This window comes from Streptomyces sp. NPDC046866 (genome assembly GCF_040704625.1).
Lineage (GTDB): Bacteria > Actinomycetota > Actinomycetes > Streptomycetales > Streptomycetaceae > Streptomyces.
Genome location: NZ_JBEYXN010000002.1, coordinates 18,384 through 36,381, shown reverse-complemented (window position 1 = coordinate 36,381; position 17,998 = coordinate 18,384). Strand labels below are relative to the sequence as shown.

Below are 17,998 nucleotides of genomic sequence, written 5' to 3'. Positions count from 1 at the left end.
CCCGACTGCACCCCCACTCCGCTGAAGGACACCTCCCCTCATGCCTCTCGCCCTCCTCGCCCTCGCCATCGGGGCCTTCGGGATCGGCACCACCGAGTTCGTGATCATGGGCCTGCTCCCCGAGGTCGCCGCCGCATACGGCGTCTCGATCCCCACCGCCGGCCTCCTCGTCACCGGATACGCCCTCGGCGTCGTCCTCGGAGCCCCGCTGATGACCGTCCTGGGCACGCGCATCCCCCGCAAGCGGATGCTGATGCTCCTCATGGGCCTGTTCATCGCCGGCAACGTGCTCTCCGCCCTGGCCCCGGTCTTCGGGGTCATGCTCGCCGGGCGCGTCGTCGCCTCCCTCGCCCACGGCGCCTTCTTCGGCATCGGCTCGGTCGTCGCCGCGGAGCTCGTCGCCCCCGAACGGAAGGCCGGCGCCATCGCCATGATGTTCACCGGCCTGACCGTGGCCAACGTCGTCGGCGTCCCCCTCGGCACCCTGGTCGGCCAGACCCTCGGCTGGCGCACCACCTTCCTGATCGTCGCCGCCCTCGGCGTGCTCGGCCTGCTCGGCATCGCCCGGCTCGTCCCCGAGCTGCCCCGGCCCGAGGGCGTCCGGATCCGGCACGAGCTGGCAGCCTTCCGCAACGTCCAGGTCCTGCTCGCGATGGCGATGACCGTCCTGGGATTCGGCGGCGTCTTCGCCGCGATCACCTACATCACGCCGATGATGACCCACGTCGCCGGCTTCGCCGACACCTCGGTCACCTGGCTGCTCGTCCTCTTCGGCCTCGGCATGGTCGCCGGCAACCTCGTGGGCGGCCGGTTCGCCGACCGCGCGCTGATGCCCATGCTGTACGGGTCCCTGGGCGCCCTCGCCCTGGTCCTCGCCCTCTTCACGGTCACCGCCCACACCAAGGCCGGCGCCGCCGCCACCGTCGTCCTCATCGGCGCCCTCGGCTTCGCCACCGTGCCCCCGCTGCAGAAGCGGGTCCTCGACCAGGCCGCCGGCGCACCGACCCTGGCCTCCGCCGTCAACATCGGCGCCTTCAACCTGGGCAACGCGCTCGCCGCCTGGCTCGGCGGGCTCGTCATCGCCGCCGGACTCGGTTGGACCGCCCCGAACTGGGTCGGCGCCGCACTCGCCGGCTCCGCCCTGGTCCTCGCCGCCGTCTCCGGCGCACTGGAGCGGCGCACCGCCTCCCGCCCGGGACGCGTCGCCGCCGCACACCGCTGAACCGCCCCCGCCCGTACGATCCGCCACCCCGCCACCCCTCACCCCGGAGAACCGCGCCATGCCAGTCCCCGGCAGCCCCGCCCGTCCCCGCACCGCCGTCGCCCCGCTGACCACCGAGGACGCCGAGCTCCTCGTCGCCGCCGCCCGGGCCGCGGCCGCGGAGGCCGGAGCCACCGTCAGCGTCACCGTCCTCGACGCCGGAGGGCACCTGCTCGCCTTCCTGCGCGACGACCGGGCCGTGCTGATCTCCGGCGAGACCAGCACCCGCAAGGCCTACACCGCCCTCCAGCTGGACGCCCCGACCGCCTCTCTCGCCGACGCCGTGCGGCCCGACGGGCCCTTCCACACCCTGCCCACCGCCCTCGACCGGCCGCTGCTGTTCATCGCGGGCGGGCTGCCCGTCCACCGCGACGGCCGCATCGTCGGCGCCGTCGGCGTCGGCGGGGCCAGCCCCGAGCAGGACCACGGCTTCGCCGCCGCGGCGCTCGCGGCGCTCGCCGCAGCGGTCTGACCGCCCCCGGCTCGCGTGCCCGCGTCCCCCGTGCCAGGTTGGTACGGGGGACACGGTGCACGATGCGGCAGTCCACAGGGATCAGGAGAAGCCATGCCATCGCGACGGCCACGGCCGCCGCGATGGCAGGCCTTGCCGTTGCGGGGTGCACGGCGGCAGCACCGGGAGACGTCCGCAGCCACGCCGGCACCTCCACCGCCTCCTCCGCGGCCGCCCCCTCGCCGACCGCCCCCTCGCCGGACCCGTCCGCCCCGCTGTCCGCCGCCCCGCAGACCATCCCGGCCGTACGGGAGCACGTCCCCGCCCGGGGCCCCGGCTGGCGGCCCGCCGCCGGCGCGCGGGTCGTCGTACCCCCGGGCGACAGCGGGAAGCTCGCCGACGAGGGCCGGCTGCTGGCCGGCGAACTGCACCTGGACTTCACCGACACGGCCGCCGCCCGCACCGGCGACGTCGAACTCGCCCTCGCGGCTCCGGGGTCGGGGGCGCCCGAGTCGTACACCGTCACCGTCCGGGGCGGCCGCGTCCGCATCACCGGACCCGACGAGGCCGGCGTCTTCTACGGCACCCGCACCCTCAAACAGGAGGTGCGGACGGCCGGCTCGGCCCCCGAGGGCACCGTCCGCGACGCCCCGGCCAAGCCGCACCGCGGCCTGAACCTCGACATCGCCCGCAAGAACTTCACCGCCGACTGGATCGAGGCCCGGCTGCGGGAGATGGGCGACATCAAGCTCAACCGGCTCGGCCTGCACTTCTCCGACGACCAGGCCTTCCGGATCCAGTCCGACACCCACCCCGAGATCGTCTCCACCCCCCACCTCACCAAGGCGGAGGTCCGGCGGATCACGGCGCTCGCCGCCCGCCTGCACATCGCCGTCGTCCCGGAGATCGACTCGCCCGGCCACCTCGGCGCGGTCCTGCGCGCCCACCCGGAGCTGCAACTGCGCGACGTCCGGGGCCGCGCCGTCAAGGGCGCCGTGGACATCTCCCAACCGGCGGCCGCCCGGCTGGTCGACGAACTGCTGCGCGAGTACCTGCCGCTGTTCCCGGGCACGGCCTGGCACCTGGGCGGCGACGAGTACCAGGCCCTGGTCTACCGCGACCCGCAGGCCTCCTTCCCGCAGCTGGCCCGCGCCGCGCAGCAGCGGTACGGGCCCACCGCACGGGTGCAGGACCTCGCGACGGGCTGGCTGAACGACCGGGCGGCCGTGGTGCGGCCCGCCGGCCGGGTGCCCGAGGCGTGGAACGACGGCCTCTTCGCCGGCGGTGTCGTACGGCCCGCCGCCGACCTGCGGGTCGAGTACTGGACCGGCCGGGAGCTCGGGGCCCGACCGCCCGTGCAGTACCTGGACGAGGGCCGCAGGCTCGTCAACCTCAACGACGCGTACCTGTACTACGTGCTGGGCCAGCCCAACGGGTTCACCTACCCGACCGGCCGGCGGATCTACGAGGAGTGGACCCCGCTCGTCCTGCGCGGGACCACGCCGGTGCCCGCGCGGTACGCCCCGCAGGTGCTCGGCGCACGGCTCGCCGTCTGGTGCGACCTGGCCGGCGCGCAGACCCAGGACCAGGTGGCCGCCGGGATCCGGCTGCCGCTCGCCGCGCTGTCCCAGAAGGTCTGGGACGCCCGGCCGCCGCAGCGGTCCTGGGCGGCCTTCCAGGCCCTGGCGAACCGGCTGTAGCCCTTCGGGCGGGGGCCGGGGGAGGCGCTACGGGCGGCCCGGCTGCTCCCGGCGCTGCCAGCGGCGCCGGGCCCATCCGCCGACCAGCGGCAGCGCCGCGACCACGGTCAGGGTCCAGGCGGCGGCGAAGCCCCAGATCAGCGGTGCCGACACGGTCACGGAGGCGGCGACCAGCAGGGCCACGGTCAGCGCCGCCAGCCCCGCGGCGGCCATCACGCGGTGGCGCAGGCGGGTGAAGCGCATGATCCGGTCGAGGGAGCGGTCGCGCCTGAGATGGTCCTCGATCGCAGAGAGGGCTCGCCGCTCGCGGTCGGAGAGTCCGGCTCCGTCCATCACGACCTCCACCGGCTGCCGTCGACGGGCGCGTACCGCAGCCGCTGACCTGCGCGTACCCGCCCCCGAGCGGGCCAATCCCGCGGGCCCCGGCCGGCCGCCAGGGCGGCGCCCGCGGGGCCCGCGCGGGCCCCCGCCCCGTGGAGCGGGCAGGGGCCGCGGCGGCTACCAGATCGAGTCGACCCACTCCGGGTGGTCGATGAACGGGTTCCGGTTGTGCTGGTAGACGTCGTAGATGACCTGGTTGCGGCGCTGCTCGAAGGCGTCCGGCGGGTCCTGCCGGTTCCACTGCTTGAGCACGCTGATCCGGCCGAAGAGCGGGGCGGTGCCGTTGTTGACCTTGTCGTCCATCTCCAGGTCCGCGAAGCCGTCGCCGCCGTCGTAGCGCACCGCCATGTACAGCAGCATGCGCGCCACGTCGCCCTTGACCGCGTCGCGCGGCTCGAAGGAGTCGGCGTCGGTGTAGCTGCCCGGGGCCTCGGCGACCGGGCTGCCGCCCATGTCGAAGTCCTTGTTGCCGCGGGTGCTGTTGACCGTGACGTCCTCGGGGCGCAGGTGGTGCAGGTCCGTGCCGGGGCCGGTGACGGTGCCGAAGTCGCCGTGGCTCTTGGCCCAGACGTGCTCGCGGTTCCAGTCGTCGGCCCCGCCGCCGTTGCTGGACTTGGACTGGGAGCGGCCGGAGTAGACCAGGATGACGTTGTTCGGGTTGTTCGGGTCCTGGTCGGTGACCTTCAGGGCGTTCCACACGCCGTCGTAGGTGACCTTGGACTGGTTCTTGATGATGGAGTGGAGCGCGGCCTTCAGCTCGGCGCCGGTCTTGCCCTCGGCGGCCGCGTAGTACGTGTCGACGGAGACGGCCGTCGAGGCCGCGGCGGTCGCACCGGTACGGGGGGCCTGCCCGGACGGCGTCCCGGCCGAGGCGGCGGCCGGGAGGACGAGCAGGGCCCCGGCGGCGAGGCCTATGGCCCAGGGGGTTCTGCGGGAGATCTTCATGATGTGGGGGACCTCTTCACACGCACCGCTCCCGCCATGGCAGTTGGCGGGACGTCAGGTGGCAGAGCAGAGGGTCGCATTGTCATGTGCCCTACAGGTAAACACAACGTGTGCGGAGCTGGGACTTTCGCTCTGGGCCGAACATCCGGAATCCCCCGATCAGGTGAGGACCGCCCCCCGGTCTTGGCAGGACGCGCCGGCCCGGGCAGGGTGGCCGGGGCCCGACCGCGGCCGGGCCGCTTCGAGACCGTGACCGTGAACACCCCACCGTGCACACCCCACCGGGAGCAGCCCATGGCAGTGAAGATCCTCATCGTGACCGGCGATGCGGCGGAGTCGCTGGAGGTCCTCTACCCGTACCAGCGCCTGCGCGAGGAGGGGTACGAGGTGCACATCGCCGCTCCGGCGGTGAAGCGGCTGCGGTTCGTGGTGCACGACTTCGAGGAGGGCTTCGACACCTACACGGAGAAGCCGGGCTACACCTGGCCCGCCGACGTGGCCTTCGCCGACGTGGACCCGGAGGAGTACGCGGCCGTGGTCGTGCCGGGCGGCAGGGCGCCCGAGTACCTGCGCAACGATCCCGAGGTGCAGCGCATCGTGGCGGCCTTCACCGCCTCCGACAAGCCGGTCGCCCAGATCTGCCACGGCCCGCTGATCACCGCCGCGGCCGCGAAGCTGGAGGGCCGGCGCGTGACCGCGTACCCGGCCCTGGAGCCGGACATGAAGGCGGCGGGGGCGGCCTTCGAGGACTCCGAGGCGGTGGTCGACGGCGCCCTGGTCTCGGCCCGGGCCTGGCCCGACCACCCCGCGTGGATGCGCGAGTTCCTCAAGGTGCTGGCCGGCCAGGCGCCGGCGCTCTGAGCCCCGGGCGGGGTGCGGCGAGGGGAGGCCCGCTCCCGCTCGCCGCTGCCCCGGGCGTCGTCAGCTGCTCGCGGAGGTGACCTGCGGGGCGGGCTCGTGCTTGAAGTTGGCCTGGCCGAAGTTCTTCTTCACGGCCGCGTCCCAGGAGCCGTCCTGGACCATCTTCTTGAGGGCGGCGTTGATCTTGGCGTGCAGATCCTTGTTGCCCTTCTTGATGCCAATGCCGTAGCTCTCGTTGCTCAGGCTCAGCCCGACGAGCCGGAACTTGCCCGCGTTGCCCTTCTGGGCGGCGTAGCCGGCCAGGATCGCGTTGTCCGTGGTCATGGCGTCGACCAGGCCGTCCTGGAGGGCGATCACGCACTCCGAGTAGCCGTCGAGCTCGAGCAGGCTGGCCTTCGGCGCCAGGTTCTGCTTGATGTTCTGCGCCGAGGTGGAGCCGGTGACCGAGCAGAGCTTCTTGTTGTTCAGGTCCTCGGCCTTGGTGATCGTGGCGTCGTCGGCGCGCACGAGCAGGTCCTGGTGGGCCGTGAAGTACGGGCCCGCGAAGTCGACCTTCTCCCGGCGCTTGTCGTTGATCGAGTAGCTCGCGGCGACGAACTTGACCTCGTTGTACTGGAGCAGCAGCTCGCGGTCGGAGCTGTCGACCTTCTTGAACTCGATCTGCTCCGGCTTGTAGCCGAGCTCCTTGGCGATGTACGTGGAGACGTCCACGTCGAAGCCGGAGAAGGTGCCGCCGGCCTCGCGCAGGCCGACACCGGGCTGGTCGAACTTGATGCCGATGGAGAGGGTCCCCTTGGGTCCTTCGTCGCCGCCGCAGCCGGTGGCGGTCAGGGCGAGGCCGATCACAGCGGCCATCGCTCCGGCCTTGGGGACCTTCATGTTGCAACTCTTTCCTCAGGACGCGGGACGCGGAGCGGGATCGCCGGTGCGCGTGGAACCGCGGGGTACGTGAAAAGCGTCGAGACGCGTGTACGAGGAAGCTAGGAATGCCGCCGCCGCGGTGTCACTGGAATTGAGCAAAACTTGAGGTAACGATCCGGCACGACCGGCGTTTCTGCGGCGAATACGGCTTCGAACGGGATATAGGGGGGCGTCCGCGGTGGCGGGTTCGGTACGAGTCGATGGAGATGCGCTGTTTCTGGGTGAAGGAGTGCAAATCCGGTTTATCCGGACATTGCGCCTTCCGGAGTCCGGCACCCACGCCCTGCCCCCGGGGCTGGGGGAGTTCCCGCTGCGCCGAGTCGAGGACCATCCGGACACCGTGCCGCCCGAGTGGCTGGCCAAGGGCGGGGTGATGCTGCCGGTGTACCTGCGCGAGGCGATGTGGCTGAGCTTCGGCCGCAGCACCGAGCCCGCCGCGCTCCAGGTCGGCGTCGGCAAGGTGTGCGCGGTCTCCGGCAAGCCCTGGACCGGCCGCCTCGCGCGCGGCCCGCAGGACCCCCAGAACTACGTGGTCCTCCCGCGGCAGCCCTGGCTGGACGGGATCAACTCCGGCAACGGCACCGTGCGCCAGTTCGTGGCCGTCCCGCTCGGACTCGGAGCCACCGTCGAGGGCCAGGTCACCGGCGAGGAGACCACCGGCGGCGTGCAGCTCCAGGCGTTCCCGCTCGCCCCGGCGCCGCTGGCCCGGTGGCGGGCCGAGCAGGCGGCCGCCCGGGAGGCCGCCGCCCGCTCCCTCGCGTACGGCGCTGCACCGGGCGGCGCCCCGGGCTACGGCTCCGCCCCCGGCTTCGGCGGCCCCGTACCGCCGCCGGCGGCGGCGCAGGCGCCCCGGCCCGGCGGTGGCCCGGCGCCCGTCGCCGCACCCGCGCCGGCCATGGGCCTCGGCGTCGGAGGCTCCATGCAGCAGGAGGTCTACCGCGACGAGCGGCCGCTGTCGGACTGGGCCGGGGAGCCCGCCGGGCGGGTCTTCGTCCACCTCGTGCCGCCCCCGGCCTGGAGCCGGATCACCGGCGAGCCCGCCCCGCCCTCGCCGGTCGACCGGGCCGCGTACACCCGGGCCGGGCTGCCCTGGTTCGACTACTACGACGAGAGCGGCACCGACCTCGCGCCCACGGACTCCCTCGCCTCCGTCAAGCCGGTCGGCGACTGGCTCGGCGACGACCACGCGCCGTGGACGCCGCCCGCCCCCGGCCAGGTCACGCCCCTCGGCAACGCCCCCAGGCCGGGCAAGCCGGTGCAGGACGGCGACTGGTGACGCCCGTTCAAACTGGTGATCGAGTTCGGTCCGGAGTACCGCTATGATCTGCGCAGCAAGGCCGTAGCGCAGAGGTCGTCGCGCCCAAGCATCGAGCTGGAGGACGTCGGTTCGAATCCGACCGGTCTTGCGTTTTCTTCACGTCGCAGTCGACGCCGGGCACCGGCGATGGAAACCGGTGGAGTGGTGATGACACGGCCGATACCCGTACGGTGCCCCGCGATCGAGCACCCCGACCTGCCGCTCGCCGACCCGGCCGGCCTCGACCCGCTGCTCGCCCGCCTCGCCTCCGCCGAGGCCGTCGCGGCCGACGAGACCTTCACCCTCGGCACCCTGCGGGCGGACGGCCGTGTCGACCTGTGCAAGCAGGGGCTCGGCCCGGCCGGCGCCGCCCGGGTCGTCGCCGCCGCCGCCCGCTCCCCGCACGCCCGCCACCTGCTCCTCGGCACCAACTCCATCGGCGACGAGGGCGCCCGCACCCTCGCCGGCGCCCTCACCGAAGGCCACGGCCTGCACACCCTCTACCTGGGCTGCAACCGGATCGGCCCCGACGGCGTCGCCGCCCTGGCGGACGCCCTCGCCGAGGACGGCTCCGTCAAGGCCCTGTGGCTCAAGCGCAATCCCGTCCTCGAGGACGGGGCCCGCACCCTCGCCGCCCTGCTCCGGCGCAACCGCACCCTGCGCACCCTGGACCTGGTCAACACCGGCTTGGGCACCGAGGGCGTACGCCTCCTGCTCGACGCCCTGCGCACGCGCGAGACGCCGGTGGAGCGGCTCTTCCTCGGCGGCAACGGCCTCACCGCGGACGACGCCCCGCTGCTCGCCGCCCTCATCCGCGAAGCCGGCGTCCGCGAGCTGTACCTGCCCGCCAACCACCTCGGCGACGAGGGCGCCGCGGTACTGGCCGCCGCCGCGGCCGCCGACCCCGCGCGCCCCGTCCGCCTCGGCCTGGGCGGCAACGGCATCGGCCCCGCCGGCGCCCTCGCCCTCGCCGACGCCCTCGGCGGCATCGAGACCCTCGACCTCGGCCGGCCCCCGTCCGAGCGCAGCCTCGGCTCCACCGCCAACTCCACCGGCGACGAAGGCGCATACGCCCTCGCCGCCGCGCTCCCCGGCAGCCCGCTGCGCCGCCTGGAGCTGCGCCACACCGGACTCACCGGGCGCGGCGCGAAGTGCCTGCTCGCCGCCGTCCCCGAGGGCTCCCCGCTGGAGTACGTCGGCCTCGGCCCCGGCCTGCCCCGCAAGGTCAAGCGCTCCTTCTCCACCCGCCTGCGGCCCGCCCGGCCCGCCCACCCCGACCTCGGCGCGATCACGAGCGTGTACCGATGAGCGCCCGCGGCACGCACCCCGAACCGGCGCGGCTGCCCGGCGGCTTCCTCCAGGAGGACGCCTCGTCCTGGCAGCGGATCCGCCGCTACGCCGTACCCGGCTGGATGATCGAGCAGGCCACCGCACACCGGCTGGCCGGCGAGTGGCAGGCCGCCTGCGCGGCCGCCGCCGTGGACGTCGACTTCACCCTGTCCGACCTCGCCTCCCGCTACGGGACCTCCGTCGCGGAGGCCGTCGAGGACGACCTGCGCCACCTCGCCCCCGACCTGGTGCGCTGGCACCTGCCCCGCACGCTGGGCGGCCGCACCACGCTCAAGCCGGGCGTGCGCGTCCTGCTCGCCCGCTACGGAGCGGGCCCGGACGCACCCGTCCTGTCGGCCACCACGGGCCCGATGGTCGACGGCCCGCAGCGGTTGCGCCTGCACTGCGAGCTCCGCCAGGAGCAGGAGAGCGACGACCACTACACCTACACGGACAGCTACCGGTTCGAGAACTGGATCGCGGCCCGCCCGCTGTGGGACGGCCGGCACACCGCCGAGCTGCGCGAACGCCTCACGGCCGGCGCCGCCCGGCTGCCGTTCTTCGCGCCCGACGGCACGCCGCTGACCGAGGACGAGCTGCCGGCCGCCGACCCCGGCGCCGCCGACCCGGCCGCGCACACGGAGCGGATCGCCCTGCTCTGCGCCCGCGGGGAGTTCGACGAGGCCTACGAGGCCGCCGGCATCGAGCGCGACCTGACCGCACCCGAGGCCTCCCCGGTGTACGGCCGCCCCGCGGACACGGGGGCGCTGACCAGGAGCCGCCTGCTCGACATCACCCGCCTGGAGGCGGAGGCCCGGCGCCTGCAGGCGGCCGGCGAGGGCGACCGGTTCCGCATCCCGCTGTCCTGGAACGGCAACCTCGCGGTCGAGCCGACCGGATCCCGCGGCCTGAAGGTGTCCCTGCTCGGGCGGGAGGAAGCCCCGGCGGTGCCCCGGCTGCCGCTGTTCGCCTGGAGCCGGCTGCCCGACCTCGACCTCGTCCGCACCGGCCGGACCACCCCGCGCGAGCTGCACCCGCTGGTCGCCGCCGCCCTGTTCCCCGAGGCCGGCCCCGCCGCCGGTCCGCCCGCCGCCCCGGCCCTGCCCGAGGCCGTACGGGTGCGCTGCCGCGGCGAGTGGCACGAGGTGCGCTCGCAGGGCGGCGTCCTGGACCTGCTGCGCCACAGCGCCGAGGAGCAGCAGCGCGAGCGCGCCATGCGGGCCTTCGGCGGAGAGGTCGCCGGCTGCTTCGCCGTCCAGCACGACTGGACAACCGGCCAGGGGTGGCTGCCGCGCGCCCTGAAGCAGGAGCGGCGCGAGCTGTTCCTGCGCGCCCAGCACGGCGACACCCCGGGCGTCACGGCCCTGCTGGACGCCGGCACGGACCCCCGGGTCCGCGACGGCCGCGGCTACACGCTGCTGCACGTGCTGAACCTCCTGGACCACGAGGAGCTGCTGCCGCGGCTGCTCGCGGCCGGCCTGGACCGGGAGGCCCGCTCCGTCCTCGGCGGCCTGACCCCGCTCCAGGTCGCCGTCCAGTACGGCGGCTCGGGAGACCTGGTCAAGGCGCTCCTCGACGCCGGCTGCCGCATCGACGTCACCGACGAGGCGGAACTCTCCCTGGCCCAGCTGATCCGCCGCTACCAGCGCACCGATCTCGCGTTCCTGCGCAAGCGGGTCGAGGAGGAGTTCCCCGACATCGGCGCCGACTGGTTCGAGGACTGGATGGAATTCCGCGAGGAGGACGCGGACGACGAGGACGCGGACGACGAGGACGCGGACGACCAGGACGAGGACGCATGAGCCCCCAGCCGCCGGCCCTGGCCGCCGCCGACGCCCTCGGCGCCCGGCTGCGCGCCACCCGCACCGAACCCGCGGCCAACCCCCAGCTCCAGGCGCTGGCCCTGGCCGTGACGGCCAACCAGCCGGTCCTGCTGTGGGGTGAACCCGGCATCGGGAAGTCCGCCGGCATGCAGCAGCTCGCCGACGTGCTCGGCGTGGAGCTGGAGACCGTCATCGCCAGCGTCCACGAGCCCTCCGACTTCGCCGGCCTGCCCGTCGTCGGCGACGACCCCGCCACCACCGGCGTGCCCATGGCCCCGCCGGACTGGGCGGTGCGCCTCGCCCGCACCGGCCACGGACTGCTGTTCTTCGACGAGCTGTCCTCCGCCCCGCCGGCCGTGCAGGCCGCCCTGCTGCGCGTGGTCCTCGAACGCCGCGTCGGCAGCCTCGAACTCCCCGAGTCCGTCCGGATCGTCGCCGCGGCCAACCCGCCGTCCAGCGCCGCGGACGGCTGGCACCTCAGCCCGCCCCTGGCCAACCGGTTCGTGCACCTCGACTGGACCCACAGCCCGCGCACCGTGGCCCGCGGCATGGCCGGGACCTGGCCCGAGGTGGCCATCCCCGCGGTCGACCCCGGCCGGATCCCCGGCGCCGTCGCCCGCGCCCGCGGCGTGGTCTCCGGCTTCCTGACCGCCCGCCCCGGCCTCGTCCACCACATGCCCGGGGAGGCCGAGGGCCGCGGCCGCGCCTGGCCGTCCCCGCGCACCTGGGAGATGGCGCTGCGGCTGCTGGCCACCGGGTACGCGTCCGGCGCCGACCGGGAGGCCCTGGCGGCCGCGCTCACCGGCGCGGTCGGGGAAGCCGCCGGGATCGAGCTGCTCTCGTACCTGGAACACCTCGACCTGCCCGACCCCGACCGGGTCCTGGCCGACCCCGACGCCTTCGCCCTGCCCGAACGCGGCGACCGGCAGCTGGCGTTCCTCATCGCCGTGGTCGCGGCGGTGCAGGGCGATCTGACCCGGCCCCGCTGGGAGGCGGGCTGGGCCGTGCTGGCCAAGGCCGTGGACGCGGGCGTGCCCGACGTGGCCGCACGCGCCGCCGCCGACCTGGCCGCCATGCGCGACCTGGACTGGCCCGTGCCCTCGGGCATCGACGCCTTCGTCGAGCTGCTCCAGCTCTCCGGCGCGTTGCCCGGCAACGGCTGAGCCCGGCCGTGGACCGTCCGACGGACGCACAGGGGTCCGGGGCGGGCGCCGACGGCCCCGCCGTGGCGGAGGGCCGCCTGGACCGGGCCAAGCTGCTCGCCGCCCGGTACAAGGCGGCCGAGGACCGGCCGTACCTGGCCTCGGCCCTGTACGCGCTCACCGTCGTCCCCTCCGCCCGGCTCGCGACGATGGCCGTGGACCGGCACTGGCGGGTCTACGTCTCGCCCCCCTTCGTGGACGCGACGCCGGTGGCGGAGCTGGCCGGCGTGTGGATCCACGAGGTCTCCCACCTGCTGCGCGACCACCACGGCCGGGCCGGGCGGCTCCCGGCCGCCGACCAGCGCGACGGGGTGCGGGTCAACATCGCCCAGGACTGCGAGATCAACGACGACCTCCTCGCCGACGGTCTCGCCCTGCCCGAGGGCCGGATGGAGCCCAGGCTCTTCGGCCTGGACACCGGCGGCCTGTTCGAGGCGTACCTGCCGGCGATCCCGGCGACCCCGCCCGGCACGTGGGACTGCGGGTCGGGCGCCCACGGCGTACCCGGCCCCTGGGAGCTCGGCGGCGCCGGCCCGGCCCGCGTCAGCCCGGTCGAGGCCGAGGCGCTGCGCCGGCAGACCGCCCAGGCCATGCGCGCGCACCAGCGCAGCCGCGGGACCCTGCCGGCCGGCTGGCAGCGCTGGGCGCAGGAGGTCCTCGAACCCACCGTCGACTGGCGCACCGCCCTGTCCGGGGCAGTCCGGGAGGCCGCAGCCTGGGCGGGCGGCGCGGTCGACTACACCTACCGCCGCCCCTCGCGCCGCACCCCCGCCCTGGGCGGCCGGGTCGTGCTGCCGAGCCTGCGCCGGCCGCTGCCGCGGGTGGCCATCGTCATCGACACCTCGGGGTCGATGGGCGAGGACGACCTCGCCGCCGCCCTCGGCGAAGTGACCGGGGTCCTGCGGGAGGTCGGCGTACGCGGCAACCGGGTCGCCGTCCTCGCCTGCGATGCGGACGTGCAGGCCGTGGCCCGGGTGACCAGCACCGACCAGGTGGCCCTGGCCGGCGGGGGCGGCACGGACATGCGGGTCGGCATCGGTGCCGCCCTGGCCATGCCGGACCGGCCGAACATCGTCGTCGTCCTGACCGACGGGTACACGCCGTGGCCCGAGGAGTCCCCGTCCTGCCGGCTGATCGCCGCGCTGATCGGGGAGGCCGCGCCGCAGCCGCCGCCGTGGGTGGAGACCGTACGCGTCGACCCCCGCCGCTGACCACCGGCGCCCCCGGGGGCGCCGCCTCTGCCCTCCGGCTCCGCCCCCCACGCCGTCCCGAACGCCCGGGGGCCGGCACCGCGGACCGCGCGCCCCTCCCCTGCCTCCGGGGGCTCCGCGCGGCCGACTGGCCGGGAACGTGCGGTCGGCCGGACCGCGGCAGCGGTCGCATGACAGCATGGCGGAGCAACACCCGTTCGGTGAAGGGGGAGTTCGATGAGCAGCAGCGCGGTGGACGCAGTGCGCAAGGGGCTGGCCAAGGTGGAGATCGCCCTGCGGTGGGATCCCAGCCCGGCGGGCGCGCCCCCGCACGACCTGGACATCGTCGCGGCGGTCTATGCCGCCGCCGACCCGTACGGCGAGCCCGCCCAGCTCGTGCACTTCGACAGCCGTTCCCCCGACGGCACGATCACCCTCGACCGGGACAGCCGCACCGGCCAGGGCTTCGGCTTCGACGAGGTCATGACCCTCGAACTGAACCGCATGGCACCGGAGTCGGTGCGCGTCGTGGTGGGAGTGGTGATCCAGGACGCCGGGCCGCGGGGCGGCCGCCGCAAGACGTTCGCCGCCATAGGGGGGACCGGGGTCCGGATCCGCGAGGGGTACACCGAGCTCGCGGTCAGCGATTTCGGCTCCGTCCCGGAGGCCACCGCGGCCACCGTCGCCCTGTTCACCCGTGACGGCGCGGGCAGTTGGTCGCTGGACGCCGCCGTACGGGGCTTCGACGCAGAACCGGAGGAGTTCGTCCGGGTCATGGGGGCCGCGCGCCCCTGACGGCGTGCGGAGCGGCCGCAGACCGGGCCGGCAGGGCCGGGGCCCGGTCCTGCGCGGACCGGGCGGCGCTCACCCCGTCCCGCGGGTGAGCGCCGCCCGGTCCGGGTGGCGCGCTGCCGCCGTCCCCACGAGGCAGCGCGGGCGGGCCGCCGTCCGGTCATCGGTGACGGCGGGCCGCCGGTTCAGGGGGCCGGTGCCGGGCCCGCCGGGCCGGCCGCGAGCGGCCCGGGCGCCGGTTCGCCGGCCAGGCCCAGGGCGGGCAGCAGGGCCGCGTCGACGAACCGGACCAGGTAGTCGGCGTCGGCGTACTGCCCCTCCAGCACGGGCCGGATCCGCAGGACGCCCATGAGCTGCGCCGGGAGGAACTCCACCGCCGGGTGGTCCGCGGCGATCTCCCCGCGCTCCACGGCCCGCGCCACCATCGCGTCGAACGCCGCGAGCTCCGGCTCGACCAGCGCCTCGCGCAGGGCCGCCTGGAGCTTCTCGTCGTTGAGCACCGCGTGGGCCAGTGCGGCCTCGGTGAGGCGCGTGTCGCGCCCCGAGTTGCCGGCCGCGATCCGGGCCGCCTCGCGCAGGTCGCTGGCGAGCGTGCCGGTGTCCACCGCCACCAGGGTTCCCTTGCGGTTCGCGCGCAGGGCCGCCGCGACCAGCTGTGGCTTGGTCTTCCACTGCCGGTAGAGCGTGGATTTGCCGCAGCAGGCCCGGGCCGCGATGCCCTCCATGGTCAGGGCCTCGTACCCGTGTTCGCGCAGCTGCTCCAGGACGGCGTCGTAGAACTCCTGCACCCGCTCCGGGGTGATCTTGGAGCGGCGCGCGGCGGGCGGCGTCGACGTCATGGTGGGCGGCTCTCCTCGGGGGCTCCGCGCGGTTCGGGGGCGTGGTGCCAGTGTACGGGAACGCGAGCGTATCGGTACACCTGCGTATCGATACGCGAATGTATCGATACACTGGCGTGTCGGTAAGCGGGGTGGTCGAGACCAGTCGCTCTGCACCGACGCTCCAACCGCGCACAGGCGGCGCCCGAGTACAGGAAGAGAGACCGGGGGAATGACCTCCCACACCACACCTGCCGGGCCGGCGGGCGGCCCCGGCGCCGGGACCGGGCAGCGCCGCCGCCTCATACGCGAGCTGCTGCTCGTCGCGGGCCTGTTCGCCGTCTACAAGGGCGGCCGGCTCCTCTCCACGGACCGCACCGACGAGGCCTTCCGCAACGCCGGACGGATCTGGGACGCCGAACGCGCCCTGCACCTGCCCGGCGAGGGCGCCGTGCAGCGGCTGCTCCTGCCGGGCGGCGCGCCGGGCGGGGGCGGAGCGGTCGCCGGGGGCACGGGCGAGGTGCTGGTCCACGCCGCGAACACCTACTACGCCGCCGTGCACTTCCCGGCCACCGCGCTCTTCCTCGTCTGGCTGTACCTGCGCAGGCCCGCCCACTACCTGTGGACCCGGCGCGTGCTCACCGCACTGACCGGCGCCGCGCTCGCCCTGCACCTCGCCTTCCCGCTCGCCCCGCCGCGGATGCTGGCCGCCGCCCGCCTCGTGGACACCGCGCAGGTGTACGGGCCCGCCGTCTACCGGTCCGCCCCCGAGGCCGACACCCTGGCCAACCAGTTCGCCGCCATGCCCTCGCTGCACTTCGGGTGGGCGCTGATGGTGGCCCTCGGCCTGATCGCGGCCACCCGGTCCCGGTGGCGACTGCTGTGGCTGCTGCACCCCCTGCTGACCCTGGTCGTGATCGTCGGCACGGCCAACCACTACTGGCTCGACGCGGTCGTCGCCACGGCCCTCCTGGGTGCGGCGCTGCTGCTGATCCGGCGCCCGAAGCCCCCCGCCCGCTCCCTGGCCGTGGTACGCCACCTGCCGCAGCGGTGGCGCACCGCGGACCACGAGCCCGCCGGGGCCGGGCCGGAGGGGGCGCAGTCCTCCGGGACCGGGACCGCGGATGCGGGGCCCGGGGCGGTCCGGGGGGCCGGGGCCGCCGGGGCCGCCGGGGCCCGGAGCCGCGCCGTGGCGCCCCGGGCCGCCGCCGGCACGGCCGCGGGGGTCGGACGATGAACGCCACCGCCCTCGCCGTCGTGCTCTGCCTCGCCTCCGCCGCCGCCTATGCGGCGGCCGCAGTCGCGCAGGAGCGGCTCGCCCGCGCCGCCGAAGCCCGTACCGCCCGCGCCCTGCTCGGCAACGGCGCCTGGTGGTGGTCCGCCGGCCTGAACGCCTCCGCGGCGCTCCTGCACGCCGCCGCCCTGCGCTACGGGCCGCTCACCCTGGTCCAGCCCCTCGGCGCCCTCACCCTCGTCGCCGCCGTCCCGATGGGCGCGCGCGGCGCCGGCCGCCGGGTCGCCGCCACCGAATGGCGCGGCACCCTCGCCACCGTCCTCGGGCTCGGCCTGCTCCTGCTCCCCGCCTCCGGGCCCGCCCCCGACGACACCCTCACCCTCGCCGAGGCCCTCGCCGTCTCGGGTGCCACCGCCGCCGCCATCCTGCTCCTGACGGTGCGCCGCGACGTCCGCTCCGGGCTGCGGCACGCCACCGCGTCCGGGCTCGCCTCCGCCGTCGCCTCCGCGCTCACCCAGACCGTGGCGGTGGCCGGCGGCCGCGGCGGATCGCTGTTCAGCGGGCGGGTCGTCGCCGTGGCCCTGCTCGTCGTGGTCTTCGCCGTCGGCGGGCTGCTGCTGTCGCAGCGGGCCTACCGGGGCGGCCTCGGCGCACCGCTCGCGGTGGTCAACCTGGCCAACCCGCTGGCCGCGGCCGTCATCGGCATGGCCCTGCTGGGCGAGCGCATCCAGGGCGGCGCGCCGGGGCTCCTGCTCGCGTTCGCCGGCGCCCTGGCCGCGGCGCGCGGCGTCCTGCTGCTGACCCGTACCGCCCCGGCCGCCGACCACACCGGGATCCCGGCCCCGCCGGCGGCGGCCGCCCCCACCACGGCCACCCGTGTGGCAGCATGACCCGCATGGCTGACGGGTCGTACCTCTCGCTCTGGTCCAAGCACTCGGTGCTGTCCATCGGTTCGGTGGGCTCGGTCCTGTCCATCGGCTCCGTCGGCAGCGTGCTCTCGGTCGGATCGGCCGGCTCCGCGCTCTCGCTCGGCTCCGCCGGCTCGTGGCTCAGCACGGGCTCCCTGCTCAGCGCCCTGTCCAGCAGCTCGGTGCTGTCCTTCGCCTCGCACCGCTCCGTGCTCTGCGCCCACTCCCGCCGGCCGCCCCTGCCCGCGCTCGGCGGCCGTTCGCGCACCGCCCTCGCGGCAGCCGCCCTCACGGCCGCCGCGCTCACCACGGCCGCCTGCCTGCGCCTCCGCCGCAGCTGAGAACCGCCGCGGCCGCTTCCGCGTCCTCCCGGGTGAGTGGACACACGTACCACGCACCACCCACCCACGAAGCGGAGTGAACAGGCATGGGGATCGTCAGCTGGATCGTCCTGGGGCTGCTCGCCGGCGCCATCGCCAAGTTCCTGCTGCCGGGCCGCGACCCCGGAGGCCTGATCGGCACCACCCTCATCGGCATCGCCGGCGCCTTCATCGGCGGCTGGCTCTCCGCGAAGTTCCTCGACAAGCCGATCGCCAACGAGTTCTACGACCCCGCCACCTGGGGCGCCGCCATCGCCGGCTCCCTCGTCCTGCTCATCGGCTACCGCATCCTGTTCGGCCACTCCCGCTCCCGGGACTGACGCCGGCCCGGGCCGGTCCGGAGTCGGCGCCGGAGCCGGAGCGGTGCCGGGGGCCGCTGCGCGAAGCCTCCTCCCCGCCCCGCCCTTTCTCCGTATCCCGGGGCCTCCGCCCCGGCCCCGGCCGTCTCGGCCCGGCGGCACAAGGATCGGGGCTCCGCCCCGCACCCCGTGCCTCAAGCGCCGGC

At 75.4% G+C, this 17,998-nt stretch carries 18 protein-coding genes and 1 tRNA gene; 15 read left to right on the top strand and 4 right to left on the bottom strand.

Annotation, left to right across the window (positions count from 1 at the left end):
* Positions 1 to 40 precede the first annotated feature (40 nt).
* From AB0953_RS03460 to AB0953_RS03450, 3 genes are all read left to right on the top strand, one after another.
* Positions 41 to 1,222, top strand: a complete 1,182-nt coding sequence (locus AB0953_RS03460) for an MFS transporter (protein ID WP_366857707.1) — start codon at positions 41 to 43, stop codon at positions 1,220 to 1,222.
* A 58-nt stretch (positions 1,223 to 1,280) separates the two neighbouring features.
* Positions 1,281 to 1,733: a heme-binding protein gene (locus AB0953_RS03455; protein ID WP_366857706.1), complete on the top strand. Its 453-nt coding sequence runs from the start codon at positions 1,281 to 1,283 to the stop codon at positions 1,731 to 1,733.
* Between the two features lie 122 nt (positions 1,734 to 1,855).
* Entirely contained in the window at positions 1,856 to 3,412 is a 1,557-nt protein-coding gene (locus AB0953_RS03450; RefSeq protein WP_366857705.1) for a glycoside hydrolase family 20 protein, read from the top strand.
* A gap of 27 nt (positions 3,413 to 3,439) precedes the next feature.
* Here AB0953_RS03450 and AB0953_RS03445 read toward each other — a convergent pair whose 3' ends face one another.
* Positions 3,440 to 3,745, bottom strand: coding sequence for a DUF3040 domain-containing protein (locus AB0953_RS03445; protein WP_366857704.1), 306 nt, complete (start codon positions 3,743 to 3,745; stop codon positions 3,440 to 3,442).
* A 165-nt stretch (positions 3,746 to 3,910) separates the two neighbouring features.
* Entirely contained in the window at positions 3,911 to 4,738 is an 828-nt protein-coding gene (locus tag AB0953_RS03440; RefSeq protein WP_366857703.1) for an endonuclease, read from the bottom strand.
* A gap of 294 nt (positions 4,739 to 5,032) precedes the next feature.
* On the opposite strand from AB0953_RS03440, the gene AB0953_RS03435 reads away from it, so the two are divergent.
* Positions 5,033 to 5,599 carry a DJ-1/PfpI family protein gene (locus AB0953_RS03435; protein WP_366857702.1) on the top strand — a complete coding sequence of 189 codons (567 nt, stop codon included), beginning with the start codon at positions 5,033 to 5,035 and terminating at the stop codon, positions 5,597 to 5,599.
* Positions 5,600 to 5,659: 60 nt separating this feature from the next.
* On the opposite strand, the gene AB0953_RS03430 is transcribed toward AB0953_RS03435, so the two are convergent.
* Complete coding sequence (locus AB0953_RS03430) at positions 5,660 to 6,478, bottom strand: glutamate ABC transporter substrate-binding protein (RefSeq protein ID WP_366857701.1); 819 nt, start codon at positions 6,476 to 6,478, stop codon at positions 5,660 to 5,662.
* 220 nt (positions 6,479 to 6,698) lie between these two features.
* Between AB0953_RS03430 and AB0953_RS03425 the strand changes: the two genes are divergently transcribed.
* From AB0953_RS03425 to AB0953_RS03395, 7 genes are all read left to right on the top strand, one after another.
* On the top strand, positions 6,699 to 7,796 hold the full coding sequence (locus tag AB0953_RS03425) for a hypothetical protein (protein WP_366857700.1): 1,098 nt from the start codon (positions 6,699 to 6,701) through the stop codon (positions 7,794 to 7,796).
* 57 nt (positions 7,797 to 7,853) lie between these two features.
* Positions 7,854 to 7,926, top strand: a tRNA-Arg gene (locus AB0953_RS03420).
* Between the two features lie 59 nt (positions 7,927 to 7,985).
* Complete coding sequence (locus tag AB0953_RS03415) at positions 7,986 to 9,125, top strand: gala protein (RefSeq protein WP_366857699.1); 1,140 nt, start codon at positions 7,986 to 7,988, stop codon at positions 9,123 to 9,125.
* Complete coding sequence (locus tag AB0953_RS03410; RefSeq protein ID WP_366857698.1) at positions 9,122 to 10,948, top strand: ankyrin repeat domain-containing protein; 1,827 nt, start codon at positions 9,122 to 9,124, stop codon at positions 10,946 to 10,948. Before AB0953_RS03415 ends, AB0953_RS03410 begins: the two co-directional genes overlap by 4 nt.
* Positions 10,945 to 12,132 carry an AAA family ATPase gene (locus AB0953_RS03405; protein WP_366857697.1) on the top strand — a complete coding sequence of 396 codons (1,188 nt, stop codon included), beginning with the start codon at positions 10,945 to 10,947 and terminating at the stop codon, positions 12,130 to 12,132. Before AB0953_RS03410 ends, AB0953_RS03405 begins: the two co-directional genes overlap by 4 nt.
* Positions 12,133 to 12,194: 62 nt before the next feature.
* Entirely contained in the window at positions 12,195 to 13,382 is a 1,188-nt protein-coding gene (locus AB0953_RS03400; RefSeq protein WP_366858154.1) for a VWA-like domain-containing protein, read from the top strand.
* 231 nt (positions 13,383 to 13,613) lie between these two features.
* Positions 13,614 to 14,156 (top strand): TerD family protein, encoded by a 543-nt coding sequence (locus AB0953_RS03395; protein WP_366858153.1) that lies wholly within the window; start codon positions 13,614 to 13,616, stop codon positions 14,154 to 14,156.
* Positions 14,157 to 14,338: 182 nt separating this feature from the next.
* Here the strand turns inward: AB0953_RS03395 and AB0953_RS03390 are convergent, their stop codons facing one another.
* Complete coding sequence (locus tag AB0953_RS03390) at positions 14,339 to 14,992, bottom strand: TetR/AcrR family transcriptional regulator (protein WP_366857696.1); 654 nt, start codon at positions 14,990 to 14,992, stop codon at positions 14,339 to 14,341.
* 211 nt (positions 14,993 to 15,203) lie between these two features.
* Here AB0953_RS03390 and AB0953_RS03385 point away from each other — a divergent pair, with 211 nt between their 5' ends.
* The 4 genes from AB0953_RS03385 to AB0953_RS03370 all read left to right on the top strand — a co-directional run bounded on the left by AB0953_RS03385 (position 15,204) and on the right by AB0953_RS03370 (position 17,813).
* Positions 15,204 to 16,208, top strand: a complete 1,005-nt coding sequence (locus AB0953_RS03385) for a phosphatase PAP2 family protein (RefSeq protein WP_366857695.1) — start codon at positions 15,204 to 15,206, stop codon at positions 16,206 to 16,208.
* Positions 16,205 to 17,095 carry a hypothetical protein gene (locus AB0953_RS03380; protein ID WP_366857694.1) on the top strand — a complete coding sequence of 297 codons (891 nt, stop codon included), beginning with the start codon at positions 16,205 to 16,207 and terminating at the stop codon, positions 17,093 to 17,095. Before AB0953_RS03385 ends, AB0953_RS03380 begins: the two co-directional genes overlap by 4 nt.
* A complete protein-coding gene (locus tag AB0953_RS03375) occupies positions 17,092 to 17,454 on the top strand; it encodes a hypothetical protein (RefSeq protein WP_366857693.1) in 363 nt (120 codons plus the stop codon). Before AB0953_RS03380 ends, AB0953_RS03375 begins: the two co-directional genes overlap by 4 nt.
* A gap of 86 nt (positions 17,455 to 17,540) precedes the next feature.
* Positions 17,541 to 17,813 carry a GlsB/YeaQ/YmgE family stress response membrane protein gene (locus AB0953_RS03370; protein WP_361916217.1) on the top strand — a complete coding sequence of 91 codons (273 nt, stop codon included), beginning with the start codon at positions 17,541 to 17,543 and terminating at the stop codon, positions 17,811 to 17,813.
* Positions 17,814 to 17,998 lie beyond the last annotated feature (185 nt).

Excerpts from the sequence above, each read along its gene's own strand:
- AB0953_RS03460 (WP_366857707.1), top strand. The coding sequence starts at position 41 with ATGCCTCTCGCCCTCCTCGCCCTCGCCATCGGGGCCTTCGGGATCGGC.
- AB0953_RS03455 (WP_366857706.1), top strand. The coding sequence starts at position 1,281 with ATGCCAGTCCCCGGCAGCCCCGCCCGTCCCCGCACCGCCGTCGCCCCG.
- AB0953_RS03450 (WP_366857705.1), top strand. The coding sequence starts at position 1,856 with ATGGCAGGCCTTGCCGTTGCGGGGTGCACGGCGGCAGCACCGGGAGAC.
- AB0953_RS03445 (WP_366857704.1), bottom strand. The coding sequence starts at position 3,745 with ATGGACGGAGCCGGACTCTCCGACCGCGAGCGGCGAGCCCTCTCTGCG.
- AB0953_RS03440 (WP_366857703.1), bottom strand. The coding sequence starts at position 4,738 with ATGAAGATCTCCCGCAGAACCCCCTGGGCCATAGGCCTCGCCGCCGGG.
- AB0953_RS03435 (WP_366857702.1), top strand. The coding sequence starts at position 5,033 with ATGGCAGTGAAGATCCTCATCGTGACCGGCGATGCGGCGGAGTCGCTG.
- AB0953_RS03430 (WP_366857701.1), bottom strand. The coding sequence starts at position 6,478 with ATGAAGGTCCCCAAGGCCGGAGCGATGGCCGCTGTGATCGGCCTCGCC.
- AB0953_RS03415 (WP_366857699.1), top strand. The coding sequence starts at position 7,986 with ATGACACGGCCGATACCCGTACGGTGCCCCGCGATCGAGCACCCCGAC.
- AB0953_RS03410 (WP_366857698.1), top strand. The coding sequence starts at position 9,122 with ATGAGCGCCCGCGGCACGCACCCCGAACCGGCGCGGCTGCCCGGCGGC.
- AB0953_RS03405 (WP_366857697.1), top strand. The coding sequence starts at position 10,945 with ATGAGCCCCCAGCCGCCGGCCCTGGCCGCCGCCGACGCCCTCGGCGCC.
- AB0953_RS03390 (WP_366857696.1), bottom strand. The coding sequence starts at position 14,992 with ATGACGTCGACGCCGCCCGCCGCGCGCCGCTCCAAGATCACCCCGGAG.
- AB0953_RS03385 (WP_366857695.1), top strand. The coding sequence starts at position 15,204 with ATGACCTCCCACACCACACCTGCCGGGCCGGCGGGCGGCCCCGGCGCC.
- AB0953_RS03380 (WP_366857694.1), top strand. The coding sequence starts at position 16,205 with ATGAACGCCACCGCCCTCGCCGTCGTGCTCTGCCTCGCCTCCGCCGCC.
- AB0953_RS03375 (WP_366857693.1), top strand. The coding sequence starts at position 17,092 with ATGACCCGCATGGCTGACGGGTCGTACCTCTCGCTCTGGTCCAAGCAC.
- AB0953_RS03370 (WP_361916217.1), top strand. The coding sequence starts at position 17,541 with ATGGGGATCGTCAGCTGGATCGTCCTGGGGCTGCTCGCCGGCGCCATC.